At 44.7% G+C, this 13025-nt stretch carries 8 protein-coding genes; 4 read left to right on the top strand and 4 right to left on the bottom strand.

Going from position 1 to position 13025, the window contains the following annotated elements:
* From HBAL_RS13980 to HBAL_RS13965, 4 genes are all read right to left on the bottom strand, one after another.
* Window positions 1–651, bottom strand: a complete 651-nt coding sequence (locus tag HBAL_RS13980) for an ANTAR domain-containing response regulator (protein ID WP_233356698.1) — start codon at window positions 649–651, stop codon at window positions 1–3.
* Window positions 635–1888, bottom strand: a complete 1254-nt coding sequence (locus HBAL_RS13975; protein ID WP_015828598.1) for an alginate export family protein — start codon at window positions 1886–1888, stop codon at window positions 635–637. Before HBAL_RS13975 ends, HBAL_RS13980 begins: the two co-directional genes overlap by 17 nt.
* 325 nt (window positions 1889–2213) lie before the next feature.
* Entirely contained in the window at window positions 2214–2960 is a 747-nt protein-coding gene (locus tag HBAL_RS13970; RefSeq protein ID WP_015828597.1) for a FadR/GntR family transcriptional regulator, read from the bottom strand.
* Window positions 2961–3077: 117 nt separating this feature from the next.
* A complete protein-coding gene (locus HBAL_RS13965) occupies window positions 3078–6107 on the bottom strand; it encodes a TonB-dependent receptor (RefSeq protein WP_015828596.1) in 3030 nt (1009 codons plus the stop codon).
* A 306-nt stretch (window positions 6108–6413) separates the two neighbouring features.
* Here HBAL_RS13965 and HBAL_RS13960 point away from each other — a divergent pair, with 306 nt between their 5' ends.
* From HBAL_RS13960 to HBAL_RS13945, 4 genes are read left to right on the top strand one after another with little or no spacing between them, the layout of a single operon-like run.
* A complete protein-coding gene (locus tag HBAL_RS13960; RefSeq protein WP_015828595.1) occupies window positions 6414–8624 on the top strand; it encodes a chondroitinase-B domain-containing protein in 2211 nt (736 codons plus the stop codon).
* Window positions 8625–10826 (top strand): heparinase II/III domain-containing protein, encoded by a 2202-nt coding sequence (locus HBAL_RS13955; RefSeq protein WP_015828594.1) that lies wholly within the window; start codon window positions 8625–8627, stop codon window positions 10824–10826.
* Window positions 10827–10865: 39 nt separating this feature from the next.
* Entirely contained in the window at window positions 10866–12176 is a 1311-nt protein-coding gene (locus HBAL_RS13950) for an MFS transporter (RefSeq protein WP_015828593.1), read from the top strand.
* Between the two features lie 39 nt (window positions 12177–12215).
* On the top strand, window positions 12216–12968 hold the full coding sequence (locus HBAL_RS13945; RefSeq protein WP_015828592.1) for an SDR family NAD(P)-dependent oxidoreductase: 753 nt from the start codon (window positions 12216–12218) through the stop codon (window positions 12966–12968).
* Window positions 12969–13025: the final 57 nt, after the last annotated feature.

Below are 13025 nucleotides of genomic sequence, written 5' to 3'. Positions count from 1 at the left end.
CTACCCTTCGAGCAAGCCAAGAATAGAGATCACATTTTCTGCAATATCTTTCATTGGACTACCGCGCTCTTGAGACATGGTTCTCATGGCAGCAAAGGCCTCATCTTCGGTCATGCCGCGTTTATGCATGAGCATGCCCTTTGCTTTTTCGATTACCTTGCGAGCGGCGAGGTCGTCTTTGGTTTTTTTGAGTTCTGTGCGTAAACCGTCCATGACTTTAAAGCGTGCAATAGCGACATCTATGACAGGCTTCACGCGCTTGGGCGTTAGGCCATCAACAACATATGCACTGACGCCTGCATCAATTGCTTGCTGAAAGCCAGACGGGTTTTCTTCTTCAACGAACATAACGATAGGTTTGGGATTATTTTGAGCAACTGTTCTAAGGCTTTCGATAGAGTCTCTACCTGGTGAATAACAATCAACGATGATGACATCGGGTTGTATCTCAGCAATGAGGTCCAGTAGGGCGCGCCCGTGAACCTGATTTGCTGTGTGAACAATTGCTGCATCACTAAGTCCTTGCTCCACAAGTGCGGCGCGTTCAGGAAGGTCGTCTATGAGCAAAACACGCAAAGGCGCAGCAGCAAGTGAATCCTGCTGGCCTTTGTTTGCTATGGCTTGATCGATTTGTTTAGAATGCGAAGTCAATTGAGGCCCATATTTTTGAAGTATCGGTGGAGAAATCATTTGCGTTGTAGTCGGAGTATTTCAGTGTGAGTGCGTGAGAACCCAGTTTTGCAGAGGCAACGAAGTTTAGTTCGGATCCGTAATCTGCTGAACCTGTTTCTGCTGAAAAATCATGATACAAGGCTAGGAATTTGAGACCTTTTAAAGGGCCTGCATCGCCAAGTGTATATCCGATTTTAGCATATAGGTCTTCAATACCATTTGTTGGGGTGACAAGGAATTTGTCATTCCAACCTTGGAATTTGTGCAATGTTGCAAAAGGTGTATTGAACGCTCGTTGGTCGTCACCGCCAAGAACTTCATACCCAGCCCCAAAAACAAATCCTTGAATACCGTACGCAGCGTCTAACAGGTAATAGTCAGCGGAATAATCTAGATTTGATGAGCCATAATCTTCTTGCTGGGCATAAGAAAAAGCGTAGCTTAATTTGCCGGCACCGGCGTCTTTCTTACCAGCTAAACGTGCTCCGACAGTTTGAGATGAGGCTGCGCTGGCTTCATCAGCATCTATCAAATAGGCAAAACCTGTCAGGTTGCCCAATGGTGTTGGGTGAGAGGCGTTGATGAGGTAGCTATCGCCAGTCCAGTGACCATTCGTTGGGTGCTCGTCGCCAAATATACGATTGACGCGGTTCACATAAGCAGCATCAAGTTTTAGCTTTCCGATACTTTCATTTGTCACACGAAGTGCATCGAATGTTTGTTCATTCTGACGCCATCCCACATTTCCAACAAATCTGGCATCATCCATAATAATGCGCTGGCGACCTAGAACAATTGTCGTATCAGGTAGGGATTTGTTCGTTAATTGCAGGCGGTTGAGTTCTGTTACATTTGGGTCGGCTACGACAGGGTAGGTGCCTTTGCCATTTGTTGTTGAATTAAAATCATCAACCAAGTCACCGATGTGCTCAAAATCAATGAGGAAAGATGTATTTTTATAACTGCCTGTTTCTAAACCAGCACGAATTCTATAAGTGAGTGCATCTGCGCTGTTATTGAGGCCGTCTTGGTCGACGCCTTCATATCTCAGACGAAAGTTAAACAGCGCTTTTGATGCGCTCAAGGCTTCCTTAATTGTGGCTGGAGGTGCAGCTTTTGCCTCCTCCGCATATGCTAGGCCTGAAATAGACGAAGTCATGATAGTTCCAGCTAGAAGGCTTGTTGTCAGAAGGTTGAGTTTACCGATATTTTTCATAGTCGTTTCTCGTCATTTATGCTCGGACTTTCAAAGAAAGCCAGCAAAGGAGGAAGAAGTGAGAAAGAAGCCTGTAAATCAACAAATAGGTTGAAAAAGCAGAATTTCTTCTCGTTCGTTCACCCTGCTTCGGGATTAGACTCCGCCTTCTGCGACGAATGACGATTTAAATAGGCATAATAAAAACTTCTGCGTCAAAAGCTGTTATTGAACTGTGGGCAAAATAATCTGTTGGTGTTTATTTTGCCCAAGACTATAGCGAGAACGCCTAAATTTAATGCGTGCCGATAGCCAATTTAGACTGTTTTGAGTGGTCTTGAGCGAATTATCTGTGCAGTGCAGATTTAAGGAATTGCTCGCGCTCAGATGAGATTTTGCGCCGTGCTTCTTCTATTGCTTGCTGTTCGGATGCGTCCAATAGAGCAGATAGTAAGCGCGTGAAGTGGGTGCGCATAGCGTTTCGTGCGCCTTCCGCATCTCTGTTCTTTAGGTTTTTAAAAATTTCCATGTGTTCTTCAGCACGGTGCCCTGAATCGACGACACAAACTGCTGAATAGACTTTTTTGACAGCTTCAATTTCTGTGCGCATACGCCACAAGTTTTCCATGAAAAACATATTGGCTTCGTTGCGTGTGGCCTTGGTAATAAGTAAGTGAAAGTTTCTATCGGCTTCTTCGCCATCTGATGAGTTGCCGTCAGCCACGCTCATGAGGTTGAGCGTTTCTTCCAATTCTGCTAGCTGGGCATCTGTAATCATTGTCGCTGCTAGTGCGGCACATTCTGATTCAAACAAAAGCCGAGTTTGAGTAAGTTCAAATGCACTGACGGTTGGAAGTGCCCCAGTGGGTGTGTTTGTTTTTTCTAGAACATATACGCCTGAACCGACACGAATATCTACACGGCCTAATGCTTCCAGTGCGATTTCAGCTTCTCGCACGACAACACGGCTGACTCCAAATTGAGTCGCTAATTCTCTTTCACCTGGAAGGCGTGTGCCAGGAGGGTATTGCCCTGAAGCAATAAGCGCTAAAATATTATTCGCAACTTTTTGATAGAGTCTTTGGTCGGCCATTTAGATTCAATTTCTTGAGACTATAAGCTTCGGAATGAGAGCTTGAATTGACATGTTAACCAATTTGTCATGCCAATTCAAGCAGCTTCATTTATTAGAAAATCTAGAAAATGAATTCTAGAATTTTCCTTTGATTCCGAAGAATACACGAGGGCCGTAATAGTTTACCTCACCCAGGTTATCATTGGTGAAGAAGTATTGCTCCTTAGGTGCGTTGAACAGGTTGATACCTGACACTGTAAGAGACAGATTTTCTGTTAGATCATATGAAGCGCGAGCTTCCCACACACCAACATCACCAACATAACGCAAGCGTGTTCCATTGCTTGTGTATGGTTGGAAGTATTCACTGCGGTATTTGTAAATGAGTGAACTGTCGAATTTGCCTTTTTGGTAGTAAATCTGTCCAGAAGCAACGACATCAGAGAAGCCAGGTACGTTACCTGGTTGAAGGATGCCGACATTTGTCTGAATAAGGTTACCATCGGCGTCTCTATAGCCGAGGTCACCATATAGACTGTCCTCAAATTCAAAGTCTGATTCGGCAAGGTTTAAGCTAACTTTGGCACCAAATCCGCTAAATAGACCTGGAAGATAGGAGAAGTTGTGAGACGCTGTAAGTTCAATACCGTAAAGAGCTGCAGTGTCTTCATTCGTGGCCGTTACGCTAACCGGTAAAGTAACAGTCGCGCCATCGATGATAAAGTCTTCGAGTACGGTTGAGTTTTCAAATCCGCCTGTGAAGTTTTTATAGTAGATGCTGGCAGCCAGAATGGAGTCATCGTTTGGATACCATTCAGCAGCAATATCATAATTCCAAGACATTAATGGTTGGAAGTTTGGGTTACCGGAACCTTCAACTGATATCAGTTCTTCTATAGTTGTTGGTGCATCTTCTTCGTTGTTTTCGTTGAAATCACGACCGAATGTCATATTCCCGGGGTCTGCACGTGACATACCTCTAAATAATCCGGCACGTAGCAGAATGTCGTCACGAAGCTCTAGTGTTCCGTTAAAGCTCGGCAGGAACTCAGTGTATTCACCTTTACCGAATAGAACGACTGCATCACCATCTGTTTCAAGTGAAAGTGTGCCATCAACTGGGTTTGTGATTACCGCTACAGGCGTACGATTACCAAGAGATTTGACTTTAGTATCAACGACGCGAAGACCAAAATTACCACTGAAAGGCTTGCCTGCTAGAGACGTGTCATAGTTGGCCATAACGTAACCAGCCAGGGTTGTTTCTAAGACATTGGTGTTGTCTAGACTGTCTGGGTCACTGTCAGGGTAGACAAGTGATGTTTCACCATTTTCAGCAAGGATGTAGTCAACTAGACATTGATTGTCGAAGACAGCCCAAGTGTTTGTTGTACTTACAACATTTCCGTCACTATCGATTTGAGTTACCAAAGCGTCAGAGGCGCTGGATAAGAAACCGCTTTCCGCAAAACCAGTTTCACAAGGTACGCTGGATGAATCAAAGTCACTGGCATTGTATTCGTCACGCGTGGCGGCATAACTTACATACTCTAGATCAGATAAGCGGAAACCAGTTTCAACTGATGTGATCGGTCCCATGCCTAAGTCATACTCTGCGTCAAAGCGAATAGCTTCAACAGTATTTCTGCGCTCTGCATCGCGGTCTACGCGAAGGCGAACACCATCTGTGTAGTTTGAAATGTCTGTGACATCAAAATCTTGCACTGTGTAGTTTACAAAGCCATCGCCATCACGCGCCCAGCTTAGGTTTTCACGACCGCCACTACCTGGACCACCCTGACTTGAGACACGAATAGACGCTTGAAGTTCGTCTCTTGTCGTCTCAGAGAAAGAATAATCAGCAGATATTGTGAGTTTGTCAGTCACATCAAACGAACCACTAAGGCCGTATCCTAGATACTCTTCTGTGCGTTCGTATATTTCTCCATTGGACTCGATGTCAGATTGAGTTGTTATGGATTGTACAACACCATTGTCTTGGAATACGAGGCTGTCTAATGTGTCGCCGGCAACGCTACGTTTCATGTTTGAGAAATTTAGGTCGTGACGATCTTCATTCTGAACACGTTCGGACCATTGTAGGTCTGCATTGATATCAAGACGATCATTTGGCTGCCATTGAAGGGCAGTGAAGAGTGAATCTCTTGTGTCGTGAGTGTCGTTCTGGCGGTATCCACGTGATGAACCAGCCCATGCATAGTCTAGACCGTCATCAACTGCCAAACCTGTTTCAGGGTCGATTGTTGTGTTGTAGCCATCATTATTGCTGGAGTTTGGTCCTTGGTCTTCACAGTCACCAGAGCTGCTAGCTGCATATCCGCGTGAGTCAGGGTCGGTTGCGTCAGCGATACAGGCAAAGAGAGATGTGCCTGATGGGCTAGATGAGCGCATTTCTTGTTCAGGTTGGGAAATATCACTGCGTTGACCACCAATAGAGAAACCAAGCTGGCCCAAGCCACCAAGCTCAAATTGATCCACATAGCTTAGAGTGCCACGGTAACCAAGGTCGCCTGCCATTGTGTTGTCAATGTTTTGCTGGTCTGGATTGTAGTTTCCGGTCAAGTTAAATTGAACGCGGCGCTGATTGTAATCAAGAGGCTTTAGAGTTTCCAAAGCGATTAAACCAGCGACACCGCCTTCGATAAGGCTAGCATCTTGCGTTTTGTAGATGGCCAGCTTGTTCATAAGTTCAGAAGGGAATTGGGAGAAGTTTACAGAACGGTCCCCAGTCCCATTGGTCGCTACACGGCCATTAAATGTTGTTGCGCTCAGAAATGGACCTAAACCACGAATTGAGATTTCTGTTGCGCCACCGTTTTCACGGTGAGAAGCAGCACCTGTGATGGATTCGAGTGCTTCACCGATAGAAAGAGCTGGTAGGTCGCCAATATCCTTAGCTGATAGACCATCCACAATGCTTGAGTTTGTTCTTTTGAGATCGATTGTGTTTTGAATTGTTGCGCGTGAGCCGGTGACAACAATTGTGTCTAGTTTGTTGATGGCTTCTGCATCTTCTGCTGCCGATTCTTGAGCGAAGGCTGCTGGCACTGAAAAAGATAGTGCTGCTGATCCTAGAAGTGCGATTTTGATGAAGCTAGTTCTATTTTTTTTCGATGCATTCGAAATTACTGGATGGTTCGTCATGACGTAGACCTCTCCCTAAGATCATATTTTCCGTGAGCTGATTATTGTTATTACTCGCGCCCCAACATCGTGATGCTGACCTGTTTGTCAACCAATTGGAATACCTATTTAGGTTTATTGGTATAAAATAGAAGAATATATCAATTTAATGTAGTATAAATATCACATTATTGCTGGTTTGGCTGTTTTTTAAGATGGGTGTGGAAAAAATATATATAATTGGTATGACGTTTTGGTTGACAAATTTGTGTGTAAATATAAGTTCATGTCATAAATACAAAAAAATACTCAGCGGGAGAAAGCACAATGAAAACTGGAGCGTTACTCGTTTCAATAAGCGCCTTGGCGTTGGTCGCATGTTCTGTGCCTAAGCAGGAGAGTGCGGCTCTTGGTTCTGAAGTGGGTGCTTCAAATCAAGATCTTGCGCCGGTTCGGCGTATTCTTGTGCAGGACCAAGCTGAATATAAAGAAGCAGTGAAGAATGCTCAGCCGGGTGATATGATCGTTCTGGCGAATGGTGAGTGGAATGATTTTGATGCTGTGTTTAAAGGTGTTGGAACAGCTGAGGCTCCCATATGGTTGAGCGCAGAAACAGAAGGCAATGTCTTTCTAACAGGGCAATCTAGTTTGCGTTTAGGTGGTGAGCACCTGATCGTATCTGGATTGGTCTTCCGCAATGGTTACACACCTCGCAATGAAGTTATAAGTTTCCGAGTGGATAGCAAACTATTGGCGAATAATTCGCGTGTTTCACATACCGTTATCGATGATTTTAATAATCCAGATCGCTCACAGCGTGACATTTGGGTGGTGATGTATGGTAAAAATAACGAATTTGATCACAATCATTTGGCGGGTAAGCTTAATTCAGGCCCGACGATGGCAATTCGTTTGAACACTGAAGAAAGCCAAGAAAATAGCCATTTTGTTCACCACAATTATTTTGGACCACGCCCTGTTTTAGGCTCGAACGGTGGGGAAACTTTCCGCATTGGGACAAGCCACTATTCGCTAACAAATTCTAATTCACGTGTTGAGCACAATTATTTTGACCGCTGTAGTGGTGAAGTTGAAATTATCTCTAATAAATCGGGTGGAAATACATTTCGCAATAACACATTCTTTGAATCTCGCGGTACGTTGACACTTCGTCATGGTAACGGAAATCTGATCGAGAATAATTTATTTGATGGAAATGGTACACCTTACACCGGTGGTGTTCGTGTCATCAATGCACAGCAAACTATCAAGAATAACTATTTCAAAGACCTGACGGGAAAACGTTTTTCTGGAGGGTTGGTTGTCATGAATGGTGTGCCAAATTCTCCGATTAACAGATATCACCAAGTGAATGGCGCAATGATTGAAGGCAATGTTTTTGAAAACATTGCTGCTATGGAACTCGGTGAGGGGAGCGACAATGAGCGCTCTGCCGTTCCGATTAATTCATCTTTTAAAAACAATACGATAATCAGTGATGATGGTGTTTCTCCGATCACGCTGCATGATGATATGAGTGGGATAGAATTTTCTGGAAACAAATCCAATCAAGCGCCTCCCGAGGCGATTTCTTCTGGGTTTGAGGTTGAGCCAAATCTTAAGCAAAAAATAGATGCCTCAGAATATGGTGTTCCACGCGAAGCGACAGGCGTGTCGTGGTATCCCAAAGTAGGAACTGGTTCGCCATTTGATACCGGCAAAGATATTGCCGTTTCGCCGGATGAAAATGCAATCTCAAATGCAATCAAGACTGCAGAGGCAGGAGACCGGTTGGTACTTGCACCAGGTTCTTACAATGAAGCCAAAATCATTGAGCTTGATTTCCCAATTACTATTGTTGCTGAACAAAATGGTAGCGTCGACCTTTCGTTTGAGCGCAAGAACATGTTCGTTCTTTCCGGCAAAGCAGGGTTGAAACTTAGTGGTGTGAACGTGTCTGGAGCAAGAGCACCAGATAATGTTGGCAATAGTTTCATCACTACGACATCAGTAGCTGGTGGAAGCAACCACACGCTTATCATTCAAAATTCCACATTCAGTGATTTTGTCGTCAATCGTAGCTTTGCTATTGTGAACGCATCAAAAGGTACGCTTTTTCAAGATATAAAAATCATCAATTCAGATTTCTCAGACGTTTCAGGTTCTGTCGTGAAATTGGATGCAGAAACTGATGATTTTGGGATGTATAATGTTGAGTCTTTAGAGATTGAAAATTCTCATTTTTCCAATATCGCCGGGCCAGCTGTAATTGTGTACAGGGGTGGCCGTGATGAAAGTACTTTTGGGCCTCTTGTTAGTTTTAAAGGCTCTACTTTCACAAATGTAGGCACAGCTGGTGGGCCATCAGCCTTGTTACATGGTGCGCAGGTTCTGACGTTCGAAGGCAATAAAATCGAACAATCACAACCGTTTAAGTTTGTTATTACAACTGGTAAACCAAAGCCATTTTTGGAGGGTAATTCCCTCAATGGTGATGAGACTGCATCAGTTCTTAACATAGAGGACTTGCGTAAGTAGATGTCAGTTTTAACGTACAAAAAAATCAACAAATCAGTTGTTGCTCTTGGCATGGCAGCTTGCGTGCAAGGGTGTGTGTCTTTCGATAACAACACTAAATCAACGACACCTTTGGCCGTCACCGCAGCAGCAGTCGCACCAGTGTCAGGCACAGTTGAACAGTCAGCATTTAAACTACAAATGCAAAAGCTTGGCGACACCATTATCGCGCGTGCTGAAGCTGGTATTCCTGTTCCAGTTCCGGTTGATGCGGGTGGTGGACCTGTACATGAGCAGCACAAAGAAAACTATAAAACGATCTATGAAGCAGGCATGCTGTATGATTACACAGGCGACACTAAATATCGCGATATTGCACGCGATGTGTTGCTCGATTACGCTGATCTGTATCCCACTTTAGGATTGCACCCAGAGCATAAGCCTTCGACAGCTGGGCGTTTGTTCTGGCAGGGACTGAATGAAGCGGTTTGGCTCGTTTACTCCATTCAAGGGTATGAAGTCATTCGTGATGACATCAGTCCAGAGGATCGTGAGAAAATCGAGCGGGGTGTATTGGGCCCAATGGCCGATTTCTTGTCCGAGGGGTCGCCGCAAACTTTTGACCGCATCCACAATCATGGCACGTGGGCAGCCGCAGCTGTTGGTATGACTGGGTATGTGCTCGATCAGCCTGAGCGTGTGGAGAAGTCGCTTTACGGATTGAATCAAGATGGAGAAGCCGGCTTTCTCAAGCAGATGGATATCCTGTTTTCTCCAGATGGATATTACGCAGAAGGCCCATATTATCAGCGCTATGCTATGATGCCATTTTTGTTGTTCTCTCAAGCCATTCAGAAGAATGAGCCAGAGCGTGAAATATTCAACTATCGCGATGGCATCATCCTTAAAGCAATTTCGACGACTTTGCAGTTGAGTTATGCTGGCAAATTTTTCCCGCTCAATGATGCTATTCGCTCAAAAGGCTTGAATACGATCGAGTTGAAATATGGCGTTGCTATAGCATACGACCTTACAAAAGACCCTGCTTTCTTGGATATTGTGAAATATCAAGGTGACGTTGTGCCAACTCCAGAAGGAAAGAAAGTTCTGGACGATATTGAGGCGGGGCTCGCCAAGCCATTCAATTTTAAATCTCAAATGTTTAGAGATGGTTCTAATGGTGAAGATGGCGCTCTGATTGTGCTTCGCTCGGGTGAAAAAACAAATGACTCAGCAGTTGTTCTAAAAGCAACGACGCAGGGGCTAGGTCATGGCCACTTCGATAAATTAGGTTTCCTATATAATGACAATGGTCAAGAAGTCGTCGCTGATTATGGTGCGTCTCGTTTCTTGAATATCGTTTCCAAATTTGGGGGGCGCTATCTTCCAGAAAATGATTCTTGGGCAAAGCAAACAATTGCTCACAATACGTTGGCTGTTGACGAAGTAAGTCACTATGGCGGTGACTGGAGATTGTCGCAGAAATATAGCCCAGATGTATTGAAATATGGCGTTGTTAACGGTGTTCAAATTGCAGCGGCTGAAGTTGATACAGCTTATGATGGTGTGAACCTTCAGCGTGTAGTAGCGATGGTGCCCCGTGACGATGGGCAACAGCCTTATGTTATTGATATCATGCGTGGAATTAGTGATACGGATCACCAATATGATCTGCCCATGCACTATAAGGGTGATCTAATTAAGTCCCAGTTTCCTATTGAATATGAAACATCAAATTTAGCGCCATTGGGAACTGATTTTGGATATCAACACTTATGGAAAAGTGGAGAGACTGAGCAATTAGAAGGCCGTCAGGAAGTTTCGCTCTTCTTAGGGACTGCTTTTCAAACAGTTACGTTCGCGTCTGATACTCCATACAAAGCGATCTTTACTAAATTGGGAGCAAATGACCCTGATCACAATCTGAGGTCTGAAGAGGCAATGATCCTTCGTGCCAATTCAGATACGGTGAATTTCGTCACAGTTTATGAGCGAGATGGCTCGTATGACGCAGACAATGAAACAGCTGTTTTCAATGGCTCTTCCATTGTTTCCATCGACTTTGATCAAGTTGAGGATGTGGCTGTGTACAAATTGGTCACTCAAAATGACAAAACTATTCAGTTTTTGGTTGCGGATGACACGTCAAAAGACGCAGCGCATCAATTAGAGTTGGACGATCAGATCATAGAATGGAGCGGCCCAGTCCATGTGCTGCGATAACCCCATCATATTTAAAGGCTTTTTAGAGGAGGCTGCATCATGAAAATCTCCGGTTTAAGGTGGTGGGTCGTCGGGCTCGTCGCGATTGCAACAATTATCAATTATATCGACCGTGGTACGCTTGGTTATCTATGGCCAGACATGGCTAAAGAAATTTGGCCTGACAAAACTGTCGATGAAACTAAGCAATATTACGCGACAATCTCAGTTGTGTTTGTGTTCTCATACGCACTTGGTCAGACGATTTTTGGAAAATTGTTCGATTGGATCGGGACACGTCTGGGCTTTGTGATTTCCATTGGAGTGTGGTCGCTAGCGACAGCCGCCCATGCCTTCGCGAATAGTGTTCTATCGTTTAGTATTTTTCGTGGTATTCTTGGTGCTGCGGAAGCAGGAAACTGGCCCGGTGCTACCAAAGCAAATGCTGAATGGTTTCCAGTGAATGAGCGCGCTCTCGCGCAAGGAATTTTTAATTCAGGCGCGGCAATTGGTGGAATTATATCACCACTCATTATTGCCTTTCTATCTGTTCATTTTAGCTGGCATGTTATCTTTATTTTGGTAGGTGCTGTCGGTTTTGTTTGGCTGATTCCGTGGTGGATTTTAATGAAAGCCGGACCTGATGAGCACCCTTGGATAACTCCAGAAGAACGCGAATTTATTCTCACAGGTCAACGTGTAAAACCTGATGAGGTGACAGGTGAGGTTGCTGAGGAGTATAATCCGGGCACAGCTGAAATGCTCTCTCGTAGACAGAGTTGGGGTGCTATTCTCTCTGCGGCTTTCCTTGACCCTATCTGGTGGTTGTTCGTTTTCTGGATACCTATCTATCTGAACGAAAAATTTGGATTTAACGTCAAGGAAATCGGACTATACGCTTGGGTGCCTTATGTAGGTGCTATGTTTGGAGCATGGTTTGGTGGGCTTTTAGCACAGAACCGCTTGAATTCCGGTTGGTCAGTCAACGCGACTCGCAAGCTCACAATCACACTTGGTGGCTTGATCATGCTTCCGGCTTTATTGGCAATGTCTGTTGCTGTGACGCCGGTGTTAGCTGTGATGTTGATGGCAACCATTCTGTTCGGTTTTCAAACTGCTGTTGGTAATATTCAGACACTTCCAAGCGATTTGTTTGGCGGCAAATCTGTTGGTTCTCTGTCTGGTTATGCGGGGACCGCGGCAAAGCTGGGAGCGGCAGCTCTCACCTATTTGGTCCCATGGCTTACACAGGGTGGAAATTATGCGCCTGCATTCCTTATTGGAGCAACGTTAGCAATTTTAAGCATGGCTAGTGTTTGGCTGCTGTGTGGAAAAATTGAACCGCTTAAGCCTCGCTCAAAAACCCAATAATTCATTTTTTAAAAATCCCTAAAGTAAAAGGACTTCCCCATGAGACTTCAAAACAAAGTAGCTATTGTAACTGGTGGCGCACGTGACATTGGTCGCAGTATCTCGCTTAAATTGGCTAAAGAAGGCGCAAAGGTTGCGATCAATTATTTCGATAGTGAAGAAGAGGGAAAAGCAACATTAGAAGCAGTACAAGCTGCTGGTGGTGAAGCAATCCTCGTTCAAGGTGACATGACCAAAGCCGAAGATGTTGCTAATTTTGTCGCCAAAACGCAAGAAGCTTTTGGCAATGAAATCAACGTGCTTGTAAACGTGGTCGGTGGTCTAGTTGCACGTAAACCACTTGCTGAAATGGACGAGGATTTTGTAAATCTCGTTATGCGCTTGAACTTCAATTCTACGTTCTTGATGACAAAAGCAGTTTCACCTCACATGCCTAAAGGTGGCTCAATTGTTAATTTTGCATCACAAGCTGCTCGCGATGGTGGCGGTGGCGGCGCTTGGGCGTACGCAGCTTCCAAAGGCGCGGTCATGACTTTCACACGCTCAATGGCCAAAGAATTTGGTCCACGTGGCATTCGAGTGAATGCGCTTGATCCTGGTCTGATTTCAACAACATTCCACGATACATTCTCTAAGAATGAAGTTCGTGAAAAAGTTGCGGGTATGACAGCGCTTGGTCGCGAAGGGCACCCTGATGAGGTCGCGGATGTCGTGGCTTACCTTGCGTCTGATGAATCGTCTTTCGTCAATGGCGTAAACCTAGATGTGAATGGTGGTTTGGCTTTCTCGTAAAGTCGTCCCGGGCTACCGTCCTTACTTAAAGCCTGCCTCGTTTGGGGCAGGCTATTT

The sequence above is a fragment of the Hirschia baltica ATCC 49814 genome, from assembly GCF_000023785.1.
GTDB classification, from domain to species: domain Bacteria; phylum Pseudomonadota; class Alphaproteobacteria; order Caulobacterales; family Hyphomonadaceae; genus Hirschia; species Hirschia baltica.
Note: the sequence above shows the minus strand (reverse complement) of the source record. Positions and strands in the feature narration are given on the sequence as shown.